Below are 25069 nucleotides of genomic sequence, written 5' to 3'. Positions count from 1 at the left end.
CTTATTCAATGGCGCTGGGCTGAACCACGCCCGCGATATTTTTAATTTCCGCCCAGCGTTCGGCAGAAATGCGATAGCCGGTGCCGGGTCCCTGATAATCATTGATGTCGTTAACGGCGCTGACCACCTCGAACTGGCGATCCAGAATGGCGGACGTTTGCAGATAATCGCCGGTCACACGCTGCTTCAGCATGTTGAGAATATTGCTGGCAATATCTTCAAAGCCGCTGGAGTTCAGCGCGCCGACAATATCCAGCCCGGTGATATTGCGCTTCATCATCTCTTCCACGGCGGCCAGATCCTCCACCACATTACGCGCTGGCATATCTTTGCTGCCGTGAGCGTAGGTGGCGGCGTCGACTTCTTCATCACTAATCAACGGCAGCCCCAGCTCGCGGAACACCGTCTGAATAGCACGCGCAGCCTTATTGCGAATGGCGATAGTTTCCTCTTCCGTTACCGGACGCAGGCCGCCATCAACCATCAGGTCACGCTGTAGAATGTTGTAATCATCGAAGTCCTCGGCGTCGAAGTTCGACCCGGCAAACATGTTGTCGTAGTTCGGTACCGCGCTATAGCCGGAGAAGATAAAGTCGGTGCCGGGCAGCATCTGCATCAAGGTGCGTGCGGTGCGACGAATATCGGAGTGTGAAAAGGTCTGGTCATTCGCTGATGCCACTTCAAGGTCGAGCATCGAGGCAATCAGGTTTTCCGCCAGCACCGCACGAATCCCCGACGGCACTGCGCCAGTCATCCCGATACAGCTGACCGCGCCGTTTTGCAGCCCCTGGACACCCGCGCCTTTGGTAATAAAAATGCAGCGCGACTCCAGGTACAGCATCGATTTACTTTCTGAATAACCCATCAGCGCCTCCGAACCGGTGCCGGAGGTGTAGCGCATCTTCAGGCCACGAGAAGCATAGGCCGAGGCGAGAAACGCTTTGGACCACGGCGTATCATCGCCATCGGTAAACACCGACTCCGTGCCGTATACCGATACCGTTTCGGCGTAGCTGGTTAAGCCGCGCATCCCCAGTTCCAGTTCGGTGGCTTCTTCAACGGAACATTGGGTGAGCACACCAGGGCGGCCGCACTGTGAACCGACCAGCAGCGCCAGCGCATTAAACGGCGCATAGCGGGCGATACCTACGGTAGTTTCTTGTTCAGAAAAACCACGGATCCCGGCTTCGGCGGCGTCGGCGGCAATTTGTACCGGGTTATCTTTCAGGTTGGTGACGTGGCACTGGTTAGAGGGCGTGCGTCTGGCACGCATTTTTTGCAGCGCCATCATCATTTCCACCACGTTCATTTTCGCCATCACCTCCACCGCTTTCGCCGGGGTGATCGCAGTGGTAATGGCAATAATCTCTTCCCGACTAACGTGAATATCCACCAACATTCTGGCGATCTCCAGCGCGTCGAGTTGCATTGCCCGTTCGGTTTCCGCAACGTTAATTGCGTAGTCGGCGATAAAACGGTCGATCATGTCGAACTGTGCGCGGTCTTTACCGTCCAGTTCGACAATACGGCCATTTTCCACCTTCACCGACGACGCCGGATCGTAGGGGCTTTCCATAGCGATTAGCCCCTCTTCCGGCCATTCGCCAATCAGCCCATCCTGATTTACAGGCCGTTGGGCAAGGACTTCGAATCGTTTTGATCTTCTCATAGCGCATTGACTCAAAAAGTAAATAATAGGGACGCCGGGCCGCATCACCGGAGGCCTAAATCCCCGGCAATCGCCTTTCATCAGCAATAGCCGAACTTTAAATGAGCAGACCTGTAAAAAAATAAAATTAATTTCGTTCCAATTTGATACGTAATTAATTTTCTACGTTTCATATTGAAACAGTTATCTGAAATATTCACAGCGAATTGTGACGGGGTTAAATGATCATTATCAATAAACGCTACGCAAAGGTAATCAACTTAGAAATTTAGAATTTTTCACAGTATTGACTTAATAACGTTCAGCGCGAGAATAAAGAAAACTCAATGATAAAAAATAGCTGTTACACGATATTTTTCGTGACCTCAGCCCTACAAAATTGACAGGAGATTCTGTGAAAAAGACCCAACCAATCACCACCATCACGCTGGCAGCCGCAAAGAAAATGGCGACCGCTGTCGAGGTTAAAGCCCTTGAAATCAACGTTCCGGTAGTCTTTTCCGTGGTGGACCACGGCGGGAATACACTACTCATGCAACGCATGGACGAAGCGTTTGTCACCAGCTGTGATATTTCTCTTAATAAAGCCTATACCGCCTGCTGCTTGCGACAGGGCACTCATGAAATTACCGATGCGGTACAACCTGGTGCTTCGCTATATGGGTTACAGCTAACCAATCAACAACGCATTATTATTTTTGGCGGTGGCCTGCCGGTTTTATTAAATGGAAAAATAGTCGGTGCCGTCGGCGTGAGTGGCGGCACCGTCGAACAGGACAGATTATTAGCTGAAACCGCATTGAATTGTTTCTCTGAATTATAATTTAAATCTAAGAAGGTATAATATGAGCTATCGTATGTTTGATTATCTGGTGCCAAATGTGAACTTTTTTGGCCCCAATGCTATTTCTGTGGTTGGCGAACGCTGCAAACTGTTGGGCGGTAAAAAAGCGCTGCTGGTTACTGATAAAGGCCTGCGGGCAATTAAAGACGGCGCGGTAGATAAAACCCTCGCACATCTGCGTGAAGCCGGTATTGACGTGGTGGTGTTTGACGGCGTTGAGCCAAACCCAAAAGACACCAACGTGCGCGACGGCCTGGAAGTCTTTCGTAAAGAGCAGTGCGATATCATCGTGACCGTCGGTGGCGGCAGCCCGCATGACTGCGGTAAAGGCATTGGTATAGCAGCCACTCACGAAGGCGATCTCTACAGCTATGCCGGGATTGAAACCCTAACCAACCCGCTGCCGCCGATCGTTGCGGTCAACACCACCGCCGGTACCGCCAGCGAAGTCACCCGCCACTGTGTACTGACCAATACCAAAACCAAGGTGAAGTTTGTGATTGTCAGCTGGCGCAACCTGCCGTCGGTTTCCATTAACGATCCGCTGCTGATGCTCGGCAAACCTGCACCACTGACCGCGGCCACCGGGATGGACGCCCTGACCCACGCCGTGGAAGCCTACATTTCCAAAGATGCCAACCCGGTCACCGACGCCGCCGCAATCCAGGCGATCCGCCTGATCGCGCGTAATTTACGCCAGGCCGTCGCGCTGGGCAGTAACCTGAAAGCCCGCGAGAACATGGCTTACGCTTCGCTGCTGGCAGGTATGGCCTTTAATAACGCCAACCTCGGCTACGTTCACGCCATGGCGCACCAGCTTGGCGGCCTGTATGACATGCCGCACGGTGTGGCGAATGCGATGCTGTTGCCGCACGTGGCGCGCTACAACCTGATCGCTAACCCGGAAAAATTTGCTGATATCGCTGAGTTTATGGGCGAGAACACCGACGGTTTATCTACCATGGACGCTGCCGAGCTAGCGATTCACGCCATTGCCCGCCTCTCTGCCGATATCGGTATTCCGCAGCATCTGCGCGAACTGGGCGTAAAAGAGGCCGATTTTCCGTATATGGCGGAGATGGCGCTGAAAGATGGCAACGCCTTCTCAAATCCTCGTAAAGGTAACGAGAAAGAAATTGCCGAGATTTTCCGTCAGGCGTTCTGATCAACAAGGGGGCGCAATGTCACTTTCATCACCAGGCGTGCATCTGTTTTATCACTCACGCTGGCAGGATACCCGCGTGCTTGATGAACTGTGCTGGGGGCTGGAAGAGCAGGGCGTCCCTTGCCGGGCCACGTGCTACAACGGCAGCGACAGCGCGCTGGTGCTCAGCAAACAAGCGGCAAAAAGCTCGACGCTGCGCGTTGGCCTCGGCCTCAGCGAGACGGGCGATATTGCCTTAACGCATGCCCAGTTGCCCGAGGATCGGGCGCTGATCTGCGGGCATATCGCCGCCGGGATCGCGCAGATCCGCACGCTTGGCACCAACGCAGGCCAACTGGTCAAAGTTCTTCCCTTCAGCGAGATAACATAAATGTACCGCATCTACACCCGCACTGGTGATAAGGGCACTACCGCGCTGTTTGGCGGTAGCCGTATCGACAAAGACGACATCCGCGTGAACGCCTACGGCACGGTGGATGAACTGATTTCCCAGCTTGGCGTTTGCTATGCCAGCACGCACCTGGCAGAGTTACGCGAGGATCTGCATGCCATCCAGAAGATGCTGTTTGTGCTAGGTGCGGAACTCGCCAGCGATGAAAAAGGTCTCGCTCGCTTAGCGCAAACTATTAACGCCGAGGATATTCAAGCTCTGGAGCAGCTTATTGACCGCAATATGGCATACAGCGGCCCGCTGAAAGCGTTTGTTATTCCTGGAAAAAATCTGGCATCCGCACAGCTACACGTGGCGCGAACGCTGGCGCGGCGGCTGGAGCGTATTCTCACGGCGATGGACAGAACGCTGACGCTGCGTGATGAACTTAAGCGTTATATCAATCGTTTGTCCGACGCGCTCTTCTCGATGGCCAGAATCGAAGAAACTACTCCAGATGTTTGCGCTTAAACTGGCTGGCATCAATGTCGTACTGCTTCATCTTGCGCCACAACGTGGTGCGGCCAATATTCAACAACTGCGACATCTCCTGCACTCGCCCGCTGGTCACGCGGGCGGCGTGGATAATCGCCTCTTTTTCGATGGCGGTAAAGGTCAGGCTGGCAGGCAGCAGCGAAGATGTCGTATCCATGCCCGGCCGTTCGGCAAACAGATAATCCGGCAGATTGCTCAGCCGAATATGACCGTTATCGCTGCTGATGGCGATATTCTCAATAATGCTGTTCAGTTCGAAATCATTGCCCGGCCACGAGTAGGCCACCAGCTGCGCCAATGCGTCATCGTCCACCTTCAGGCTGGATGAAAAGCGTTTTTTCAGGTTGTTCAGGCGAGTATAAATCAGCGCAGGAATGCTGTTGCGCCGCGCACGCAGCGGCGGGATGACGATTTCAAACGAGTGCAGCGCGTAATACAGCTGGCGGCTAAAACGGTTTTGTTCCACTAGATTGGCAAGATCGACCGTAGTGGTGGCAATCACTTTCACATCCACCGGGATCAGGCGTCGCGCATCGAGACGGGTCAGCACTCCCTGCTTGATCACCTGTAACAGCGCGGATTGAAGCTCCGGCGCTAAATACTCAATTTTTTCCAGAAACAGCGTGCCGCCATTCGCCAGTTCAAGGCGACTCAGCCGGCCATTTTCATCGTCGGTTGGCGCGCTGCCCATAAAATCCTGCCCCAGCACGCTGTTGGCATACAACTGACAGTTCACAGCGATATAAGGACCGCTGGCGCGTTCGCTTTCATTGTGGATCGCCTGGCTGAGCAGCTCTTTACCGACGCCCTCTTCGCCGCACAGCAGGATCGGAAAACTTCCCCTCGCCGCCTGACGACCAAAATGGATCAAGCGTCGGGTTTCCGGATCTTCCGCCGACATCTGCTCAAAGGTGTGGCTGACCTTACCCAGTTGACTGGTCATCAACTGGCGCATTTGCTCGACCGGGTGCAGCAACAGAATAAAGCTGTTGCCCTGTTCTTCCACAATCGGCTTCAGGGTAATGACAGCATCAACAAACTGGTGCTGACTCTCAAAGGTAACTTCAACGTGATTGAGGCCACGGGCATGTTTGATCGCCCGGCGCAGCAACATAGGCAGATTCACCAGGTCATGAATATTTTTCCCCTGACTGGCCTGCACATCCAGATGCAACAGCATGGCGGCACGCGCATTGAGGAACTGCAGCACACCCTGTTCGTTCCATGCCATCACGCCATCATCCATACTCTCCAGCAGCCCGTACATCTGATTCAGATGACGGTTAGATTCGGCCAGCAGGCTGTCAGTCAGCAGAGAATTGCCCACTTCTCTGGCGATCGCCAGCGTCAGAGAAAGATCAGAAACGGACTCATGTTCCACCAGGCAGCACAGTGAAATAGATCCAAACAGTCGCCCGTGGTTATCAAACACCGGGGTTGAACAGAACGACCACGGATGCAGTGCCTGTTTAAAGTGCTGATCGCCCGAGGTTTTTGTCGGTTGCCCCGGCATGGTCGCCAGCGACAGCGCACAGCTGCCAATAATACTTTCCGCACAATAGCTGCCGTCAAGAAAACCCAATTCAGCCAGTTGTTCCACCGTCTGCGGATCGCCGCAACGACTGAGAATACAGGCGGACTCGTCGAGGATAAGCAGCGCGCAGGGACGTCCGTCCATAAACTCCCAGGCATCTTCCAGCGCGGCCTGAGCAATCGTCAGCAGCGCCGTCTTGCGACGACAAATCGATGCAAACGTCAGCCCCTGCGCCTGATGCGGCGCCTGCCAGGTTTCTCGCTGCATAAACTTGCTGCAACGATGCCATGACTGGGCAATGACTGAAGAGACTTCCTGGCCGATGCTATGCGTGTGCGCCGTCATATCCCTTTCCGCTGTTTTACCATAGACAACCCCTCCGGCAGAGACTGTCAGAGGGGGAGAAGATGCCGGATAAAAACTACCGACGACTGATTAACGCGCCAGCCACTGCTGTCCCAGCAAGTCTGCCGTCAGAATAGCGGCATGTACGCTCTCAGGCGTCACCGGGAACGGCATATTGTGAATGGTTTCACCTTCTGCGCAGGTCGCTTTGGCAACGGCCATAATCTTGCCGTCGATATCTTCTTTCACGCCCATTTCCGCTAACGTTACCGGCAATCCGACTTTCTGACAGAAATTCAGCACTGTTTCAATTTCTTCCATCGGGCTGTTCTGCAGCACCAACTGCGCCAGCGTACCAAACGCGACTTTTTCGCCATGATACAAATGGTGGCACTCTTCCAGAATCGTGAAGCCGTTATGAATAGCATGTGCCGCCGCGAGGCCGCTGCTTTCAAAACCGATGCCGCTAAGATAAGTGTTCGCTTCGACAATACGCTCCAGCGCGTCGGTCACTACGCCTGCCTGTGCCGCGCAGCGTGCCTTTTCGCCTTCCGCCAGCAGCGTATCATAGCACAGGCGTGCTAGGCTCAGCGCCGCCACCGTGGACTGTCCACCTGCCATGCTGGTCGCGCGGGCGTCATAACAGGCCTTCGCTTCAAACCAAGTAGAGAGCGCATCGCCCATCCCGGCAACCAACAGACGCACTGGCGCTTTGGCGATAATCGCGGTATCCATCACCACCATATCCGGGTTTTTCGGGTAGATCAGGTACTCTTCAAACTCACCGGCTTCGGTGTAAATGACCGACAGCGCGCTGGTTGGCGCATCGGTCGAGGCAATAGTAGGGATCACCACCACCGGCAGCTTCTGGTAATAACCAATCGCTTTAGCGGTATCCAGCGTTTTCCCGCCGCCCACCCCAACCACGCCACGGCAGCCGTGTTGCTTCAGAATGGCAATCAGACGATTAATTTCCACATGGCTGCATTCGCCGTTAAAACGTTCCGCGTGGCAGCTAATACCGTGACTATGCAGGCCATTGAGCACTTTCTCTCCCGCCAGCTTCATCACGAAATCATCCGCAATCACAAAAAAGCTGTCCGCCAGATTTTTAGCGTATTGACCAAATAAAGTAGATGCTTCAGGGCCCTGGAGATATTTGGCTGGAGATTGAATAACTTTTAGCATTCCTTTCATCCTCAAATAAGTACATGTTTTTACATGATGAGCCCTGGCGCTAACCTGTTTAGCCTGATGCTGACGGCGAAAACAAAGCGGTACCGGAGCGATGCAATCACTGTAGGGCGAGGCGTGCACAAAAAAATCATTCGTCTTTTTGTTCTGATATGAAACAAATAAAAACGGCACACGTTTCATATTGGAACGATTAACCCTGAAAATGATAAGGTTTGCGATCCCGATCCGTTCCTTTGGCACGTATTTCTGTCGGGCAAAGAAACCCGGTTTAATCATTTCGCCATCCAAAGCAGGAATATCCAGTAAAAAAAACCGCTCTGCCCGGTGTTACCCGCCCTGACCGCCAGAGAAAAAAGCCGCGCGGGTTCGCATTACGCCATTTTCACCCACCATTAAGTTCCATTTCGGAACAAAAACTAACATTTACGTTCCGTATTGAAACTTATTTTGCCCAAGTTTTTTTCCGCGCTGACTCGGCCAGAATCTCTCCATCGCCTCCGTGACCATGAATTCGGGGGTTTGTTTAACACTCAACCCCCGGAGCCGTTATGTCTCAATTCTTTTTTAACCAGCGTACCCATCTCGTTAACGACGTCATCGACGGTACGATTATCGCCAGTCCGTGGAATAACCTGGCGCGCCTGGAGAGCGATCCAGCCATTCGCATCGTGGTACGTCGCGACTTCAACAAAGAGAACGTCGCGGTGATCTCCGGCGGCGGCTCAGGTCACGAACCCGCACACGTTGGGTTTATCGGTAAAGGCATGTTAACCGCCGCCGTCTGCGGGGACGTTTTTGCCTCCCCGAGCGTGGATGCGGTACTGACCGCCATTCAGGCAGTAACCGGTGAGGCTGGCTGTCTGCTGATCGTCAAGAACTACACCGGTGACCGTCTTAATTTCGGTCTCGCAGCCGAGAAAGCGCGTCGTCTTGGCTACAACGTCGAAATGCTGATCGTCGGCGACGATATTTCGCTACCGGATAACAAGCACCCTCGCGGGATCGCAGGAACCATTCTGGTACATAAAATTGCCGGCTATTTCGCCGAGCGTGGCTACAACCTCGCCACCGTGCTGCGTGAAGCGCAATATGCGGCGAACAACACCTTCAGCATTGGCGTCGCGCTCTCCAGCTGTCATTTGCCGCAGGAAACCGACTCCGCACCGCGTCATCATCCGGGCCATGCGGAGTTGGGGATGGGTATTCACGGTGAGCCAGGCGCTTCAGTGATTGACACCCAAAACAGTGCGCAGGTGGTTAATCTGATGGTGGACAAACTGATGGCGGCCCTGCCTGAAACAGGTCGTCTGGCGGTGATGATTAACAATCTTGGCGGCGTGTCCGTTGCCGAAATGGCCATCATTACCCGCGAACTGGCCAACAGCCCGCTGCATCCGCGTATCGACTGGCTGATTGGTCCGGCCTCACTGGTGACCGCGCTGGATATGAAAGGCTTCTCGCTGACGGCGATGGTGCTAGAAGAGAGCATCGAAAAAGCGCTGTTGACCGAAGTGGAAACCAGCAACTGGTCAACGCCCGTGCCGCCGCGTGAGATCACCAGCGTACCGTCATCTCAGCGCAGTGCACGCGTGGAATTTCAACCTTCGGCTAACGAACAGGTTGCCGGGATTATTGAGTTGATCACCGGAACGCTTGCCGCTCTTGAAGCGCACCTCAATGCGCTGGATGCCAAAGTGGGTGATGGCGATACCGGGTCGACCTTTGCTGCGGGCGCGCGTGAAATTGCCGAACTGCTGCATCGCCAGCAGCTTCCGCTGGCTAACCTTGCCACGTTGTTCGCGCTGATTGGCGAACGGTTGACCGTGGTGATGGGTGGCTCCAGCGGCGTACTGATGTCTATTTTCTTTACCGCCGCCGGGCAGAAACTGGAACAGGGTGCCGGGGTCGCCGACGCGCTGAATACGGGGCTTGCCCAGATGAAGTTCTACGGTGGCGCCGACGAAGGCGATCGCACGATGATTGATGCGTTGCAACCGGCGCTCACTTCGCTACTCGCACAGCCGCAAAACCTGCAGGCTGCTTTTGAGGCCGCACTGGCAGGCGCGGAACGCACTTGTCTGTCGAGTAAAGCCAACGCCGGTCGTGCGTCATATCTCAACAGCGAAAGCCTGCTCGGTAATATGGATCCCGGCGCACACGCCGTAGCGATGGTGTTTAAAGCGTTGGCAGAGAGTGAGTTGGGCTAAGATTTAACACGGAGCGCTTATCAGGCCTACAGTTTGTACACTTTTGTAGGCCGTCATCCGGCAGAACGTTAACGATAAACGCGAATCCCACCCTCTACACCGCGGCTAAACAGTACCTGCCAAAGCTCGATATCTCGGGCGCGGAATGCCCCGGCGCAGGCGCATAAATAGTAATTAAACATCCTTCTGAAGGACGCAGAGTAACGCGAAGACAGCTCCGGCCATGCCTGATTAAAGCGCTCGTGCCACGCCATCAGCGTTTTATCGTAATCGCTGCCGAAGTTATGCCAGTCCTCCATCACAAACCGTGATTCGCTGGCCTCAGCAATGTGGGAAATCGCCGGTAAACATCCATTCGGGAAAATATATTTATTGATCCACGGATCCACGCTCATCCCTTTTTTATTGCTGCCAATGGTGTGCAGCAGGAACAGCCCGTCGGGTTTTAAACAGCGATCGGCGATGCTGAAATAGGTGTCGTAGTTTTTCGGCCCCACGTGTTCAAACATCCCCACAGAGACAATGCGATCGTAGTGTTTATTCAGGTCGCGATAATCCTGCAGCAAAATGTTAACGTCCAGCCCTTCACAGCGCTGCTGGGCCATTTTTTGCTGTTCTTTCGAGATGGTGACCCCTTCAACCGCCACGCCATAATTGCGCGCTGCAAATTCAGCCAGCCCACCCCAACCGCAACCGATATCCAGCAAGCGCATGCCCGGTTTCAATTGCAGCTTCTCGCAAATCATTTTTAATTTGGCATGTTGCGCATCTTCTAATGTCGTCGCGTCTTTCCAGTAGCCACAGGAATATTGCATGTGGGGATCGAGCATCAGGGCGAAAAGATCGTTACCAATATCGTAGTGTTCTTTGCCGACAATCCAGGCACGGCTGCGTGATTGCAGATTAAACAGGCGCGCGCTGGCAATGCGTAAAATATCTTTCAGATTGCCCGGCATTTTTTGGTCAAGTTTTGCTTTAAGGATTTTGCAGAACAGAATATCGAGCCGCTCGCAGTCCCACCAGCCTTCCATATAGCTTTCGCCAAGCCCTAACGAACCTTGTTGCAGTACCCGTTTAAAGAAACCGGCATGGTGAAGTTGAATATCCCAAGCGCGCGAACCATTTATCTGGATGTCAGCCTGCTGAAGCAGGTCTTTCCCCATTCGGGTCCAGTTATCATTTGTTTCATTGACGATGACAGCATCTGAACAAAGCGAGTTCATGGTATTTACCAAAAGTGGACGAATAATTATTACGCAAGATTATTATGGAAAACAGAGTGTATGTATTATGATCTGCGGACAAGATCTATCGAACAAAGACCACATCACCGGAGCACCAGGTATTTCTTATGGACACCATCAGGCAAAAACAGTGGAATTCCTTCCCAGATGATTCAATGGCGGACTTACCACAGGACGTTTACTTTCGCTCTTATGTCCTTGAAGCTAATAACCATGTTCCGCAACACTCACACGCTTTTACTCAGTTTCATTTCGCCCGTAAGGGAAGCATGCGCATTGATGTCGCCGGCAAGTGCTGGATAATCCCCGCGCATTACGGTATCTGGATCCCGAATAATATTAAGCATGCGGTGTGGGCGCTGGATGATGTGTATTTAGAGAACCTGGATATAAAACCGGGCTTTCTGGAGAAGAGCATCAACGAGTGCAAAGTGGTGGCGATCAGTGATTTCGCCAGAGAGTTTATTCATTACGCCACCAACTTAATTTCAGGTCATTACGATAGCCAGTCAAAAGAAGGGAAGCTGGTGAGCGTGCTGGTCGATATTATTTTGCAATTACCGGAAGTCGCCTTTGTATTACCCTGGCCGCAGGATCCTGAATTGACAAAAGTGTGCCGGACAATACAAGAATCTCCGGCGCTGGAACATTCGGTAGAGTATTGGGCCAATCATCTCGGTATGTCCGCCCGGACCTTTTCACGCCATTTCAAAAAAGAGACCGGATTACCGTTCAGCGTCTGGAAGCAAAAAATGCGTATTCTGGAATCGGTGTTAATGCTGAAGCAAAATAAAAGCGTCACCGCCGTGGCGCTCGACGTGGGTTATTCGAGCACCGCGGCATTCAGCTACGCATTTCGTCAGGCGTTTGGTGTTCCGCCGTCAAATTATTAATCTGCCTCTTTACGCTGATGCCAGTAGGCTGCCGCGCGCACCAGTTGAGGGTCAAACGCTTCGGTTTCAAAGCGGGCACTCAGGTTTTTCACCACTTTCCCTTCGCCGGTAATCCAGATGAAATAATCTTCTGCGGGCACGGCCAGCCGTGATAATTGTTCGTCCACCGCCTGCGCGTTATGGCCGACAAACCACTGAATAGTAAATTCATCGAGATGAGCAAAATAGTCCTGATACGCCGCATCCTGCACGCTCACCAGCGCCGTGACCTGAGGACGAACCACTAAACGACTGAGCGCTTCCAAGCGACGGCGCAGCGCGGGCATTCCTGATTCATCACACACGTAAACCTGATACGCATACTCTTCTGGCACCACCAGCGAACCGCGTGGCCCACCAATCGTCAGTTTGTCACCCACGCGGGCATGCATCGCCCACGTGCTCGCCACGCCACCGTCGTGAATGTAGAAATCCAGCGCCAGTTCATGGCGTGCTTCATCGTACAGCGGCGTGTAGTCCCGGGATAGAGGGCGCACACCGTCAGCCCAGACGATGCCCTCATCGGTAACAACCGGCGGTACAAAATGACTGCCCGGCTCAGGAAAGAAAACCTTGGTATGGTCATCAAAGCCGCGTGAGGTGAAGCCGTCCAGCGCCTCCCCACCCAGCACGATACGCTGAAAACCCGCACTGATACGTTCAACGCGCAGGACGGTAAGTTCACGGAAACGCAGTTCATTACGAACGCGCTGTGGGTAGCGGGAGGTATTTTTTGTCATTTTTTCGCCTTCGTGAGGATAATACGATATATCTAAATTCATTATTAAATGATAATGATTGCTAATAACAAAGATTGCAAGCACTTTTTTGATACAGTCATACCGTGAACACCCTTTCGATCAATTGATAAAAATAAACATTAAAATCAGCAAATTAAAAATTTCAAAAACCATAGACTTGCAAATAATCATAGTTTAGATATAAATTAGATATATCTAAACAACGTCAGGAGACAATCATGCAAAACCAACATGACGGTTGCTGCAAGAATGCAGAACGCCAACACGAAGGCTGCTGCAACGGTGAAGGACATCACCACGAAGGCCATAACAGCGAGCATCACGCAGGTTGCTGCAAAGGTGAAGAGCATCGCCACGAAGGCTGCAACAAGGAACATCACCACGAGCACGGCTGCGGGCATCGACATGGTCGGGGCGGCGGCGGGCGTCGTCAGCGATTTTTCGGCCACGGCGAACTACGCCTGGTGATTCTGGATATTTTGACCCGCGACGCCAGCCACGGCTATGAGCTGATAAAAGCCATTGAAACGCTGACTCAGGGTAACTACACGCCAAGTCCGGGGGTGATTTATCCGACGCTGGATTTCTTGCAGGATCAGCAGTTGATCGTCATCAGCGAAGAGGAAGGCGGGCGTAAACAGATTACGATCACGGCACAGGGTCAGCAGTGGCTCGAGGAAAACCGCGAGCATCTGGAGCTTATCCATGAACGTGTTAAAGCGCGCTGCGTGGGCTTTGAATTACGTAAAAATCCGCAGATGAAACGCGCGCTGGAAAACTTCAAAGCAGTGCTGGATCTGCGAGTCAATCACGGTGACACCAGCGATGCACAGATCAAAAAAATCATCGGTATTATTGATCGCGCAGCGTTGGATATCGCTCAGCTAGATTAGTCTGGTCAGCAGGCGGAACCGTCGTTCCGCCTGAATACCGATGCTTAATGCAACACCGTCACCGCATCTTCCAGACGCCCGGCGCGATGTTTCACCATCGCTGAAATCTGGGCGCTCTCTTCAACCAGTTCAGCATTTTTCTGCGTAATGTTGCTCAGTTCATTCACCGCACGGGTTAGACTGGTCAGCCCGTCCGCTTGCTCCAGCGTCGAATGACTGATTTGCGCAATCAACTGGGTGACGTTCTGCACCTGAGCCACAATGTCGTCCATCGTGCGCCCTGCAGCGTGAACCTGGCTGGAGCCGGATTGCACCTTGTCGGCACTGGCATCAATCAGTTTGCGGATATCATTCGCCGCACTGGCGCTGCGGCTGGCAAGATGGCGCACCTCCCCCGCCACGACGGCAAACCCTTTCCCCTGTTCGCCCGCTCGTGCCGCTTCAACCGCCGCATTCAATGCCAGAATATTGGTCTGGAAAGCAATATCATTAATCAGCGTGGTGATGGTGCCGATACGCTGGGTGCTGTTGGCAATATCGTCCATGGTTTTGATCACCGTCCCCATCGCCTCGCCGCCCTGCGTTGCCGCACTGCTGGCGGCAATTGAAAGCTTGTCAGCAGCAGAAGCCGTCGCCGAGTTTTGCTTCACCGACGCCGCCATCTGGTTCATCGTCGTCACCGTTTCCTGCACGTTCTCAACCGTCTGCTGGGTATGCTTGTTTAAATCATCACTGCCTTTTGCCAGCGTTTCGCTGTCGTTACGTACGCAGGAAACCTGGCTTGAAACGTCATGAATAAGCCAGCGGCACATTAATCCCAGTTGCCCCACCGATCGCAGCATCAGACCCAGCTCATCGCTGCGATTAAGGTGCGAGACGCTGTTGCGTTCGCCGGTCGCCACTTTCAGCGCCTGGCGGGCGACGTTTTCTATCGGGCGCACAATTTGCCATTCGAAAATTGCCGTTCCAGTCAGCATCACCAGGGCACCGATCAACAACTGCGGCCATTGCGCCCCCATCAGATGTGACGCAACCGCCAGCACGGCAAACATCGCAGCCATCACGCTGCGTACCCGCCAGCGAACCGGCAGCGCCGGGAGTTTTCCCAGCCAGCCTTTACGCACCACTAACCCCTTATGGATGCGTTTGTTGCAACGTCCCTCATTCAGCGCCTGATACAAAGGCTCGACTGCTGCAATCTCCTCCTGCGTCGCCCGGGTACGAATAGACATATACCCGGTCATCTGCCCTTCCCTTACCATCGGCACCGCATTGGCCCTCACCCAGTAGTGATCGCCGTTTTTACAGCGATTTTTTACAATGCCACTCCACGGTTCGCCCTGTTGCAGGGTGTACCACATATCGGCAAACGCCGCCTTTGGCATGTCCGGGTGACGAACCAGGTTATGCGGTTTACCGAGCAGCTCACTCAGCTGATAACCGCTAACCTGAACGAAAGTATCATTCGCGTGAGTGATGTAGCTTTGTAAATCGGTGGTCGACATGAGGGTGATATCATCATCCAGCGGGGTATGTCGCTGGCTAACGTAGGGATCAGAAGACATGGTTGCGTCCTTTGCAGGTTATCTGGTTGTTAACTATTTCGACACATGTTATTTCGGCGATAATTTTTTTATCTTTAGTTGTTAAATTTGATTTAGATCGCAATTTGCGATTAAACCTCAAAATCTGTACGCATTCTAATCCATTGATTTAAAATACTTTCATCTTGTGACTATTCAATCTGGCTACACTCAGCGCACCGTCACAGTGCAGCTTCTGCCTATTTTTAGAGCAAAAGATCGTAGATCCGGACTGTTTTCAGGCGCCTGACATAGGCAAAACGCCGCCAAATGTTAATTTTTAATATTAAATGTTGCACAAATGAAATCCCCCCTGGTGTTTATCCCGATTTTCGTTAAGCGCGCCGGGATGGCGTAATCCCTGCAATACTTAATTCAGTATCATGTGATACGCGAACTCCGGGAGCATATTTTGAACAGGTTACCTTCCAGCGCATCGGCCCTGGCCTGCAGCGCACACGCACTGAACCTCATCGAAAAGCGAACGCTTGATCATGAGGAAATGAAAGCACTTAACCGAGAGGTCATTGAATACTTCAAAGAGCATGTCAATCCGGGGTTCTTAGAGTATCGAAAATCTGTAACTGCCGGCGGGGATTACGGAGCCGTAGAGTGGCAAGCGGGAAGCCTGAATACGCTTGTCGACACCCAGGGACAGGAATTTGTTGATTGCCTGGGCGGTTTTGGAATTTTCAACGTGGGGCACCGTAATCCAGTAGTGGTCTCCGCCGTACAGAATCAACTCGCAAAACAACCTCTGCACAGCCAGGAATTACTTGACCCATTGCGGGCCATGCTGGCTAAAACGCTTGCCGCACTGGCACCCGGCAAGCTGAAATACAGCTTCTTCTGCAACAGCGGGACCGAGTCGGTTGAAGCGGCGCTGAAGCTGGCGAAGGCCTATCAATCGCCACGCGGTAAATTTACCTTTATTGCAACCAGCGGCGCTTTCCATGGTAAATCGCTGGGCGCACTGTCCGCGACGGCCAAATCCACGTTCCGTAAACCGTTTATGCCGCTGCTGCCTGGCTTCCGTCATGTTCCGTTTGGTGACATTGACGCGATGCGTACCGTGCTCAGCGAGTGTAAAAAGACCGGTGACGATGTGGCTGCCGTGATCCTCGAGCCGATTCAGGGTGAAGGTGGCGTGATCCTACCGCCGCAGGGGTATTTGACCGCCGTGCGCAAACTCTGCGATGAGTTTGGTGCGCTGATGATCCTTGATGAAGTGCAAACCGGCATGGGGCGTACCGGCAAGATGTTCGCCTGCGAGCACGAAAACGTGCAGCCCGACATAATGTGTCTGGCTAAAGCGCTGGGCGGCGGCGTGATGCCGATCGGTGCGACCATCGCCACCGAAGAGGTGTTCTCCGTACTGTTCGATAACCCCTTCTTGCACACCACCACCTTTGGCGGTAACCCGCTTTCTTGTGCGGCTGCACTGGCGACGATCAACGTCCTGCTGGAGCAGAATTTACCGGCTCAGGCAGAGCAAAAAGGCGATATGTTGCTGGACGGCTTCCGACATCTGGCGCGGGAGTACCCGGATCTGGTACAGGACGTACGCGGTAAAGGCATGCTGATGGCGATCGAATTTGTTGATAATGAGATCGGCTACAACTTTGCTAGTGAGATGTTCCGCCAGCGGGTGCTGGTCGCCGGTACGCTGAACAACGCCAAGACGATCCGTATCGAACCGCCGCTAACGTTAACCATCGAGCAATGCGAGTTGGTATTGCGCTCAACGCGCAAAGCGCTGGCCGCATTACGCGTAAGCGTGGAGCAAGTGTGACAGGTGCCGGATGGCGGCGCAGTCTGAGCGCCACCATCCGGCAGATTCCCTCAGCTTACACAATCCGCACACCCGCGGGCATTATCCGTTCTGGCGTCAACAGCACGCTTTCGCTGCCATCGTCTGTTTCGGCGCACAGCAACATGCACTCTGATGTTTCGCCGCGCATTTTCGCTTTTTGCAGGTTACACAGCACCACCACCGTTTTCCCCATCAGCTCGTCTTCGCTGTAATAAGGCACCAGGCTGGTCACGGTTTGCAGTGTACGCTCCCCCACATCTACCTGAACGATGTATAGCTTATCGGCATTGTCATGACGCTTTACCTGGGTAATTTTGCCGACGCGAATTTCCATCCGGGCGAAATCGGTAAATGCGATGGTGTCCATTCTTCTCTCCTTTGGTAAAATTTTACTAAATGATAGCAAAGACTTTTCCTGGCAATGTTCTCAAAAGCCGTAAAATGCTGTATTCATCACACTCTAAAAGCGGGGTTTTACCCCTGGCATGTCAATTAAGCGTACTTTTTTTACTGAAAACAGGTGAATAGATAAGCACTTCCTTTACAATGCGGAGGTAACTCAGGGAAAAGGCAAACATGGCAACACTTAAAGACATCGCAATCGAAGCTCGCGTATCCCTGGCGACAGTGTCCCGGGTTTTAAACGATGACCCGACGCTGAACGTAAAAGAAGAGACCAAGCATCGCATTCTGGAGATTGCGGAAAAGCTGGAGTACAAAACCAGCAGCGCCCGCAAGAGCCAGGCCAGTGCGGTTGGTCTCCAGCATATTCTGGCGCTCTACAGCTACCAGCAGGATTTGGAAATCAACGATCCTTACTATCTCGCGATACGTCACGGGATTGAAACGCAGTGTGAAAAGCTGGGGATCGAACTCACCAACTGCTATGAGCACAGCGGGTTACCAGACAACAAAAACATTACCGGCATACTCATCGTCGGTAAGCCGTCTCCCGCCCAACGTGCCGCAGCGACTGCGCTGACGGACAACATCTGCTTTATCGACTTTCATGAACCCGGTAGCGACTATGATGCCGTCGATATCGATCTGGCCCGTATCAGCAAAGAAAGCATCGACTTTTTCATCGCCCAAGGTGTCACCCGCATTGGCTTCATCGGCGGTGAAGACCAGCCAGGCAAAGCGGACATCCGCGAAGCGGCGTTTGTCGAATACGGTCGCCTACAGCAGGTTGTCTCGGAACACGATATCTATCGCGGTGGATTCTCCAGTTCATCAGGTTATGAGCTGGCCAAACAAATGCTGGCGAAAGCCGATTATCCCACCGCCCTGTTTGTGGCCTCTGACTCGATTGCCATTGGCGTTCTGCGCGCCATTCACGAGCGTGGTCTGACTATTCCACAGGATATTTCGCTGATTAGCGTCAATGATATCCCGACGGCGCGGTTCACCTTCCCTCCGCTGTCCACCGTGCGTATCCATTCAGAAATGATGGGCAGCCAGGGCGTTAACCTGCTGTTTGAGAAAGCCCGCGACGGGCGCGCGTTGCCCCTGCTGGTTTTCGTTCCCAGCAAGCTGAAACTGCGCGGCACTACCCGCTAAAATCCCCTTGTTTCACGCCCGGTTTCTCCTGATGCCGGGCGCGCATTGCCATGCCTTATTCTTCCCTGCCTGGGTTATTTTCGTGATCCAGTTAAAGTAAATCATCTTACTCGCTATATTTTAGTAAAAGTTTTACTAAAATCACCTGCAATTACACTTACTCACCATCACTTTGAATGGTTCCGATTTCTCTCCACCGGGAGGCCTTATGAATCGCTGGGAAAACATTCAGCTCACCCACGAAAACCGACTGGCACCACGCGCATACTTTTTCTCTTATGACTCGGTTGCTCAGGCACGTTCGTTTGCCCGTGAAACCAGCAGCCTTTTTCAGTTGCTGAGCGGTCAGTGGAATTTTCAGTTCTTTGAACATCCGCTGCAGGTACCGGACGCCTTTACGTCACAGTACATGAACGACTGGGGCAGCATCACCGTCCCCGGTATGTGGCAGATGGAAGGACACGGCAAGCTGCAATATACCGACGAAGGTTTCCCGTTCCCGATTGACGTGCCCTACGTTCCAACCGACAACCCGACCGGTGCTTATCAGCGGATCTTTACCCTCAGTGCAGGCTGGCAGGACAAACAGACGCTGATTAAATTCGACGGTGTTGAAACCTACTTCGAAGTGTACGTTAACGGTCATTACGTTGGCTTCAGCAAGGGCAGCCGCCTGACGGCCGAATTTGATATCAGTGCGATGGTGAAGACCGGTGATAACCTGCTGTGCGTACGCGTCATGCAGTGGGCTGACTCCACCTACGTTGAAGACCAGGATATGTGGTGGTCTGCGGGGATCTTCCGCGACGTCTATCTGGTGGGCAAACAGGCGACCCATATTCAGGATTTTACCGTTCGCACCGATTTTGATGATGACTATCGCGATGCCACCCTCTCCTGCAATATTGCGCTGGAAAACCTTGCCGGGGCGCCTGCATTAACCTCGCTGGAATACACATTATTTGACGGTGAGCAGGCGCTGCATAACGGCGTGATTAACAACCTGACGGTGGATAAACTCACCCACACCACGTTTAATTTCAAAGTCAGCGAGCCGCAGCAGTGGTCAGCCGAATCGCCGTATCTTTATCATTTAGTGATGACGTTGAAAGATGCCAGCGGCAATGTTATTGAGGTGGTGCCGCAGCGCGTAGGATTCCGCGACATTAAAATCCGCGACGGGCTGTTTTACATCAACAACCACTACGTAATGTTGCACGGCGTTAACCGCCACGATAACGATCATCTGAAAGGCCGGGCGGTCGGAATAGATCGTGTCGAAAAAGATCTGCTGCTTATGAAGCAGCACAATATCAATTCCGTGCGTACCGCTCATTACCCAAACGATCCGCGCTTCTATGAGCTGTGCGACATCTACGGTCTGTTCGTGATGGCCGAAACCGACGTTGAATCGCATGGTTTCGCCAACGTCGGAGATATCAGTCGCATCACCGACGATCCGACCTGGGAACCGGTGTACGTTGAGCGCATCGTGCGTCATATCCATGCGCAGAAAAACCATCCGTCGATTGTCATCTGGTCGCTTGGTAACGAATCCGGGTACGGCTGTAATATTCGCGCCATGTACCACGCGGCAAAAGCGCTGGATGACACGCGTTTGGTGCATTACGAAGAGGATCGCGACGCCGAAGTGGTGGACATTATTTCCACCATGTATACCCGCGTGCCGCTGATGAATGAGTTTGGTGAATATCCGCATCCTAAACCGCGCATCATCTGCGAGTACGCCCACGCTATGGGCAATGGCCCCGGCGGACTGACGGAATATCAAAACGTCTTTTACCAGCACGATTGCATCCAGGGACACTATGTCTGGGAATGGTGCGATCACGGTATTCAGGCCAAAGATGACGATGGCAACGTCTGGTACAAATTTGGCGGTGATTACGGCGACTATCCAAATAACTACAACTTCTGTCTCGATGGCCTGATTTACCCCGATCAAACACCAGGACCTGGCCTGAAAGAGTACAAGCAGGTTATTGCGCCCGTAAAGGTCTATGCAAATGACCTGACGCGCGGTGAACTTCGTGTAGAGAATAAGCTGTGGTTCACCACGCTTGACGACTACACCTTACATATTGAGGTTCGCGCCGAAGGCGAAACGCTCTCTACCCAGCAGATTAAACTGCGCGACGTCTCCCCCAACAGCGATACGATGCTGCAATGCGCGCTGCCGGATCTGGATGCGCGCGAAGCGTTTCTCAACGTCATCGTGACCAAAGATTCCCGCACGCCGTACAGCGACGCCGGGCATCACATCGCAACTTACCAGTTCCCGCTGAAGGCCAAAACCTCAACGCCTGTGCCGTTTAGTCTGCAAAACTCATGCGCTCTGACGCTGGAAGACAACCGCCAGAGCTGCACCGTTCGCGGCTATAACTTCGCTCTGACGTTCTCAAAGCTGAACGGTAAACCGATCAGCTGGAACGTGAATGGTGAAGAGCTGATTACCCGCGAACCGAAGATCAACTTCTTCAAGCCGACGATTGATAACCACAAACAGGAGTTCGAAGGTCTCTGGCAGCCGAATCATTTACAGATTATGCAGGAGCATCTGCGGGATTTTGTTATCGAACACACCGACGATGCGGTGCTCATCACCAGCCAAACGATTATCGCCCCGCCGGTGTTTGATTTCGGTATGCGTTGCACTTACCGCTGGAGGGTAACGGTCGACGGTCAGCTAAACGTTGAGCTGTCCGGCCAGCCATATGGCGAGTACCCGCACATTATTCCGTGCATTGGCTTCACGATGGGCATCAACGGTGATTTAGGACAAGTGGCGTATTACGGGCGTGGACCGGGTGAAAACTATGCCGACAGCCAGCAGGCCAACATTATCGACATCTGGCGTTCCACTGTGGATGAAATGTTCGAGAATTACCCCTTCCCGCAAAACAACGGCAATCGCCAGGATGTGCGCTGGGCCGCGCTGACCAACCGTCACGGCAGCGGTCTGCTGGTGGTTCCGCAACGTCCTGTCAATCTGAGTGCCTGGCGCTACACGCCAGAAAATCTTTTTGCCGCCCAGCACTGTAATGAGCTACAGCGTAGCGATGACATCACCCTGAATCTGGACCACCAGCTGCTGGGCTTAGGTTCCAACTCCTGGGGAAGCGAGGTGCTCGACTCCTGGCGCGTCTGGTTCCGGGAATTCAGCTATGGCTTTACGTTGCTACCCGTTTCTGGCACCGAAGCCACCGTTCAGACCACCGCTAATCGCGCCTTTGGCACGGAGTTCTTTTCCACGAATTTGCACAGCGAGAATACAAAATGAGGATCATCGATAACTTAGAGCAGTTCCGACAACTCTACGCTGCAGGTCGGAAGTGGCAACGCTGCGTGGAGGCGATAGAAAATATCGACAACATTCAGCCAGGCGTCGCCCACTCCATTGGTGATTCGCTCACTTACCGCGTGGAGACCGACTCCGCAACCGACGCGCTGTTTACCGGTCATCGCCGTTATTTTGAGGTGCATTACTACCTGCAAGGGCAGCAAAAAATAGAGTATGCCGCCAAAGATACCTTACAGGTCGTTGAATATTATCGCGATGAAACCGATCGCGAGTACCTGAAGGGATGTGGAAACACCGTAGAAGTGCACGAAGGACAACTGGTTATTTGCGACAACCACGAAGCCTACCGCTTTATCTGTAATAACGCTGTGAAGAAAGTCGTACTCAAAGTCACCATCGAAGATGGTTATTTTCATAATAAATAAAAACACAGGCGGCACCGATGTTGTGCCGCCAGTACCCTATAATAATCAGGAATCGGAGATGTGCTATGTCTGATACCAAGCGTAATACCATCGGCAAGTTCGGCTTACTGTCGCTGACCTTTGCCGCCGTTTATAGTTTTAATAACGTTATCAACAATAATATTGAGCTTGGTCTGGCATCTGCACCGATGTTTTTCCTCGCCACTATCTTCTACTTTATTCCGTTCTGCTTAATCATTGCCGAATTTGTTTCGTTGAATAAAAACTCCGAAGCTGGTGTTTACGCATGGGTAAAAAGCTCGCTGGGCGGGCGCTGGGCATTTATTACTGCCTACACCTACTGGTTCGTTAACCTGTTCTTTTTTACCTCGTTACTCCCGCGCGTTATCGCCTATGCCTCCTACGCATTTTTAGGCTACGAATACATTCTTACGCCATTCGCCACCACGGTGTTAAGTATGGTGCTGTTTGCTTTCTCGACATGGGTTTCGACTAACGGCGCAAAAATGCTGGGACCGATTACCTCCGTCACTTCTACGCTGATGCTACTGCTGACGCTGTCGTATATTTTACTGGCGGGTACCGCGTTGGTTGGCGGCGTGCAGCCTGCTGACCCCATCACCGTTGATGCAATGATCCCGAATTTTAACTGGGCGTTCCTCGGTATTACCACCTGGATATTCATGGCGGCAGGCGGCGCGGAGTCCGTGGCGGTTTACGTCAACGACGTGAAGGGCGGGTCAAAATCGTTTGTGAAGGTCATCATCATTGCCGGGATTTTTATCGGCGTGTTGTATTCAATCTCCTCAGTACTGATCAACGTCTTTGTCAGCAGCAAAGAGCTGAAATTTACCGGTGGCTCGGTGCAGGTGTTCCATGGTCTGGCCGCATACTTCGGTTTGCCTGAGCTGGTCGTTAACCGCTTTGTCGGTCTGGTGTCCTTTACCGCGATGTTCGGCTCACTGCTGATGTGGACCGCAACGCCGGTTAAAATCTTCTTCTCTGAAATCCCGGAAGGTATTTTCGGCAAGAAAACCGTCGAACTGAATGAAAACGGCGTTCCGGCCCGCGCGGCGTGGATCCAGTTTCTGATTGTAATCCCGCTGATGATTATCCCGACGCTAGGCTCGAATACCGTGCAGGATTTAATGAACACCATCATTAACATGACCGCTGCGGCATCCATGCTGCCACCGCTGTTTATTATGCTGGCCTATTTGAATCTGCGCGCCAAGCTGGACCACTTACCGCGTGACTTCCGTATGGGATCGCAAAGAACCGGGATTATCGTGGTGTCGATGCTGATTGTTCTGTTCACCGTTGGATTTATCGCCTCAACGTTCCCCACCGGCGGCAACATCATCACCATTATTTTTTATAACGTCGGTGGCATTGTCATTTTCCTCGGTTTTGCCTGGTGGAAATACAGTAAATACATCAAAGGACTCACCAAAGAAGAACAAGCAATTGAGGCTGCGCCCGCTTCAAATATTAATTAATTTCTATAAAAGAATAACAATAAAAAATATTCGCCAAGGCTATAACAATAAAAATTATATTTTATTTAGCTTAGGATAAAAGCATGAAAAACAGTAGTCTCTGTTGCAGGGCAATTATTGCCCTGCCCTTTTTCTGTGTCTCCTCTCTGGGTGCAGAAGAAATTCGTCCGGCAGAACACGACGACACAAAAACACCCGCAATATCCTCTCCCTCCTTTCGTTTTTATGGCGAACTGGGAATGGGTGGATATATGGATTTAGAAGGACAGGATAAACATAAATACAGCGATGGTACCTATATAGAAGGTGGGCTGGAAATTAAGCACGGTGCGTGGTTTGGTCTGATCTACGGTGAAGGCTGGACCGTACAAGCAGACCACCAGGGTAACGCCTGGGTTCCCGATCATAGCTGGGGTGGGTTTGAGGGCGGGATTAACCGATTTTACGGTGGTTACCGTACCGATGATGGAACAGAGTTGATGCTCAGCCTGCGCCAGGACTCATCGCTCGATGATCTGCAATGGTGGGGCGACTTCACGCCAGATCTGGGCTACGTCATCCCCAACACGCGCGACATCATGACCGCTATTAAGGTGCAAAACCTCACCGGCCCGCTGCGCTATAGCGTAACCGCAACCCCCGCCGGACACCATGACGAAAGCAAAGCCTGGCTGCACTTCGGGAAATACGATCGCTACGACGATAAGTACACCTATCCGGCCATGATGAACGGCTACATCCAGTACGACCTGACCGAAGGCGTAACCTGGATGAACGGCCTGGAGATAACTGACGGTACCGGACAGCTGTTCCTGACCGGCCTCCTCTCGCCTAACTTTGCCGCTCGCGCCTGGCATCATACCGGACGTGCCGACGGGCTGGATGTGCTGGGTACGGAGACCGGTTATATGGTCAGCGCCATGTACGAAGCGCTGAAGGGCGTCTATCTCTCCACCGCCTACAGCTATGCCAGGCATCGACCGGACCATGCCGAGGATGAAACGACTTCCTTTATGCAGTTCGGCATCTGGTATGAATACGGCAGCGGTCGTTTCGCCACCGCCTTCGACAGCCGGTTCTATATGCAAAATGCATCTGGTGACCCGAGCGATCAGATCTTCCTGATGCAATATTTCTATTGGTAACAAGGA

Annotated in this window: 19 protein-coding genes and 1 pseudogene; 13 read left to right on the top strand and 7 right to left on the bottom strand. The window is 52.7% G+C overall.

Annotated elements, in window-relative coordinates; genetic code table 11:
- Position 1: 1 nt before the first annotated feature.
- Positions 2–1669 carry a propanediol/glycerol family dehydratase large subunit gene (locus E4Z61_RS20215; RefSeq protein ID WP_135324270.1) on the bottom strand — a complete coding sequence of 556 codons (1668 nt, stop codon included), beginning with the start codon at positions 1667–1669 and terminating at the stop codon, positions 2–4.
- Positions 1670–2063: 394 nt separating this feature from the next.
- On the opposite strand from E4Z61_RS20215, the gene E4Z61_RS20210 reads away from it, so the two are divergent.
- The 4 genes from E4Z61_RS20210 to E4Z61_RS20195 are packed head-to-tail and all read left to right on the top strand — an operon-like array spanning position 2064 to position 4579.
- The gene (locus E4Z61_RS20210; protein WP_135324269.1) at positions 2064–2492 is read left to right on the top strand and encodes a GlcG/HbpS family heme-binding protein; all 429 of its coding nucleotides are present in this window, start codon (positions 2064–2066) and stop codon (positions 2490–2492) included.
- A 22-nt stretch (positions 2493–2514) separates the two neighbouring features.
- Complete coding sequence (dhaT, locus tag E4Z61_RS20205; RefSeq protein ID WP_135324268.1) at positions 2515–3678, top strand: 1,3-propanediol dehydrogenase; 1164 nt, start codon at positions 2515–2517, stop codon at positions 3676–3678.
- Positions 3679–3694: 16 nt separating this feature from the next.
- On the top strand, positions 3695–4048 hold the full coding sequence (locus E4Z61_RS20200) for a glycerol dehydratase reactivase beta/small subunit family protein (RefSeq protein WP_135324267.1): 354 nt from the start codon (positions 3695–3697) through the stop codon (positions 4046–4048).
- A complete protein-coding gene (locus E4Z61_RS20195; RefSeq protein ID WP_135324266.1) occupies positions 4049–4579 on the top strand; it encodes a cob(I)yrinic acid a,c-diamide adenosyltransferase in 531 nt (176 codons plus the stop codon).
- Here the strand turns inward: E4Z61_RS20195 and dhaR are convergent.
- Together dhaR and E4Z61_RS20185 are read right to left on the bottom strand one after the other, a co-directional pair.
- Positions 4557–6482, bottom strand: a complete 1926-nt coding sequence (gene dhaR, locus E4Z61_RS20190; RefSeq protein ID WP_135324265.1) for a dihydroxyacetone kinase operon transcriptional regulator DhaR — start codon at positions 6480–6482, stop codon at positions 4557–4559. The genes E4Z61_RS20195 and dhaR overlap by 23 nt on opposite strands.
- Before the next feature lie 90 nt (positions 6483–6572).
- Positions 6573–7670, bottom strand: a complete 1098-nt coding sequence (locus E4Z61_RS20185; protein ID WP_135324264.1) for a glycerol dehydrogenase — start codon at positions 7668–7670, stop codon at positions 6573–6575.
- A 557-nt stretch (positions 7671–8227) separates the two neighbouring features.
- Here E4Z61_RS20185 and E4Z61_RS20180 point away from each other — a divergent pair.
- Positions 8228–9886: a glycerone kinase gene (locus E4Z61_RS20180; protein WP_135324263.1), complete on the top strand. Its 1659-nt coding sequence runs from the start codon at positions 8228–8230 to the stop codon at positions 9884–9886.
- A 68-nt stretch (positions 9887–9954) separates the two neighbouring features.
- On the opposite strand, the gene cfa is transcribed toward E4Z61_RS20180, so the two are convergent.
- Positions 9955–11109, bottom strand: a complete 1155-nt coding sequence (cfa, locus tag E4Z61_RS20175) for a cyclopropane fatty acyl phospholipid synthase (RefSeq protein WP_135324262.1) — start codon at positions 11107–11109, stop codon at positions 9955–9957.
- A gap of 67 nt (positions 11110–11176) precedes the next feature.
- On the opposite strand from cfa, the pseudogene E4Z61_RS20170 reads away from it, so the two are divergent.
- Positions 11177–12023: pseudogene (locus E4Z61_RS20170) on the top strand (AraC family transcriptional regulator).
- On the opposite strand, the gene E4Z61_RS20165 reads toward E4Z61_RS20170, so the two are convergent.
- Positions 12020–12802, bottom strand: a complete 783-nt coding sequence (locus E4Z61_RS20165) for a siderophore-interacting protein (RefSeq protein ID WP_135324261.1) — start codon at positions 12800–12802, stop codon at positions 12020–12022. The pseudogene E4Z61_RS20170 and the gene E4Z61_RS20165 sit on opposite strands and share 4 nt — an antisense overlap.
- A 236-nt stretch (positions 12803–13038) precedes the next feature.
- On the opposite strand from E4Z61_RS20165, the gene E4Z61_RS20160 reads away from it, so the two are divergent.
- Positions 13039–13716 (top strand): PadR family transcriptional regulator, encoded by a 678-nt coding sequence (locus tag E4Z61_RS20160; protein ID WP_167817586.1) that lies wholly within the window; start codon positions 13039–13041, stop codon positions 13714–13716.
- Positions 13717–13760: 44 nt separating this feature from the next.
- On the opposite strand, the gene E4Z61_RS20155 is transcribed toward E4Z61_RS20160, so the two are convergent.
- Complete coding sequence (locus tag E4Z61_RS20155; RefSeq protein ID WP_135324259.1) at positions 13761–15281, bottom strand: methyl-accepting chemotaxis protein; 1521 nt, start codon at positions 15279–15281, stop codon at positions 13761–13763.
- 430 nt (positions 15282–15711) lie between these two features.
- Here E4Z61_RS20155 and ygjG point away from each other — a divergent pair, with 430 nt between their 5' ends.
- Positions 15712–17091 carry a putrescine aminotransferase gene (ygjG, locus tag E4Z61_RS20150; RefSeq protein ID WP_167456048.1) on the top strand — a complete coding sequence of 460 codons (1380 nt, stop codon included), beginning with the start codon at positions 15712–15714 and terminating at the stop codon, positions 17089–17091.
- A 55-nt stretch (positions 17092–17146) separates the two neighbouring features.
- Here the strand turns inward: ygjG and E4Z61_RS20145 are convergent, their stop codons facing one another.
- Positions 17147–17479: a tRNA-binding protein gene (locus tag E4Z61_RS20145; protein WP_135324258.1), complete on the bottom strand. Its 333-nt coding sequence runs from the start codon at positions 17477–17479 to the stop codon at positions 17147–17149.
- A 209-nt stretch (positions 17480–17688) separates the two neighbouring features.
- Here E4Z61_RS20145 and ebgR point away from each other — a divergent pair, with 209 nt between their 5' ends.
- From ebgR to ygjJ, 5 genes are all read left to right on the top strand, one after another.
- Positions 17689–18672 carry a transcriptional regulator EbgR gene (gene ebgR, locus E4Z61_RS20140; protein ID WP_135324257.1) on the top strand — a complete coding sequence of 328 codons (984 nt, stop codon included), beginning with the start codon at positions 17689–17691 and terminating at the stop codon, positions 18670–18672.
- 208 nt (positions 18673–18880) lie between these two features.
- The gene (gene ebgA, locus E4Z61_RS20135; protein ID WP_135324256.1) at positions 18881–21973 is read left to right on the top strand and encodes a beta-galactosidase subunit alpha; all 3093 of its coding nucleotides are present in this window, start codon (positions 18881–18883) and stop codon (positions 21971–21973) included.
- The gene (locus tag E4Z61_RS20130; protein WP_135324255.1) at positions 21970–22419 is read left to right on the top strand and encodes a beta-galactosidase subunit beta; all 450 of its coding nucleotides are present in this window, start codon (positions 21970–21972) and stop codon (positions 22417–22419) included. The genes ebgA and E4Z61_RS20130 overlap by 4 nt, the downstream gene beginning before the upstream one ends.
- Before the next feature lie 65 nt (positions 22420–22484).
- A complete protein-coding gene (locus E4Z61_RS20125) occupies positions 22485–23918 on the top strand; it encodes an amino acid permease (RefSeq protein WP_135324254.1) in 1434 nt (477 codons plus the stop codon).
- Between the two features lie 83 nt (positions 23919–24001).
- Positions 24002–25063 (top strand): protein YgjJ, encoded by a 1062-nt coding sequence (gene ygjJ, locus E4Z61_RS20120; protein ID WP_135324253.1) that lies wholly within the window; start codon positions 24002–24004, stop codon positions 25061–25063.
- The last annotated feature ends 6 nt before the right edge of the window (positions 25064–25069 follow it).

Origin of the sequence: Citrobacter tructae, assembly GCF_004684345.1 — a bacterium.
GTDB classification, from domain to species: domain Bacteria; phylum Pseudomonadota; class Gammaproteobacteria; order Enterobacterales; family Enterobacteriaceae; genus Citrobacter; species Citrobacter tructae.
This window is presented reverse-complemented; position numbering and strand designations above follow the sequence as displayed.

Bases quoted from the DNA above. Each gene is read 5' to 3' on its own strand.
- E4Z61_RS20180 (WP_135324263.1), top strand. From the start codon at position 8,228: ATGTCTCAATTCTTTTTTAACCAGCGTACCCATCTCGTTAACGACGTC.
- dhaT (WP_135324268.1), top strand. From the start codon at position 2,515: ATGAGCTATCGTATGTTTGATTATCTGGTGCCAAATGTGAACTTTTTT.
- E4Z61_RS20195 (WP_135324266.1), top strand. From the start codon at position 4,049: ATGTACCGCATCTACACCCGCACTGGTGATAAGGGCACTACCGCGCTG.
- ebgA (WP_135324256.1), top strand. From the start codon at position 18,881: ATGAATCGCTGGGAAAACATTCAGCTCACCCACGAAAACCGACTGGCA.
- E4Z61_RS20155 (WP_135324259.1), bottom strand. From the start codon at position 15,281: ATGTCTTCTGATCCCTACGTTAGCCAGCGACATACCCCGCTGGATGAT.
- E4Z61_RS20165 (WP_135324261.1), bottom strand. From the start codon at position 12,802: ATGACAAAAAATACCTCCCGCTACCCACAGCGCGTTCGTAATGAACTG.
- cfa (WP_135324262.1), bottom strand. From the start codon at position 11,109: ATGAACTCGCTTTGTTCAGATGCTGTCATCGTCAATGAAACAAATGAT.
- E4Z61_RS20145 (WP_135324258.1), bottom strand. From the start codon at position 17,479: ATGGACACCATCGCATTTACCGATTTCGCCCGGATGGAAATTCGCGTC.
- E4Z61_RS20200 (WP_135324267.1), top strand. From the start codon at position 3,695: ATGTCACTTTCATCACCAGGCGTGCATCTGTTTTATCACTCACGCTGG.
- E4Z61_RS20185 (WP_135324264.1), bottom strand. From the start codon at position 7,670: ATGCTAAAAGTTATTCAATCTCCAGCCAAATATCTCCAGGGCCCTGAA.
- E4Z61_RS20215 (WP_135324270.1), bottom strand. From the start codon at position 1,669: ATGAGAAGATCAAAACGATTCGAAGTCCTTGCCCAACGGCCTGTAAAT.
- E4Z61_RS20130 (WP_135324255.1), top strand. From the start codon at position 21,970: ATGAGGATCATCGATAACTTAGAGCAGTTCCGACAACTCTACGCTGCA.
- E4Z61_RS20125 (WP_135324254.1), top strand. From the start codon at position 22,485: ATGTCTGATACCAAGCGTAATACCATCGGCAAGTTCGGCTTACTGTCG.
- ygjJ (WP_135324253.1), top strand. From the start codon at position 24,002: ATGAAAAACAGTAGTCTCTGTTGCAGGGCAATTATTGCCCTGCCCTTT.
- ebgR (WP_135324257.1), top strand. From the start codon at position 17,689: ATGGCAACACTTAAAGACATCGCAATCGAAGCTCGCGTATCCCTGGCG.
- dhaR (WP_135324265.1), bottom strand. From the start codon at position 6,482: ATGACGGCGCACACGCATAGCATCGGCCAGGAAGTCTCTTCAGTCATT.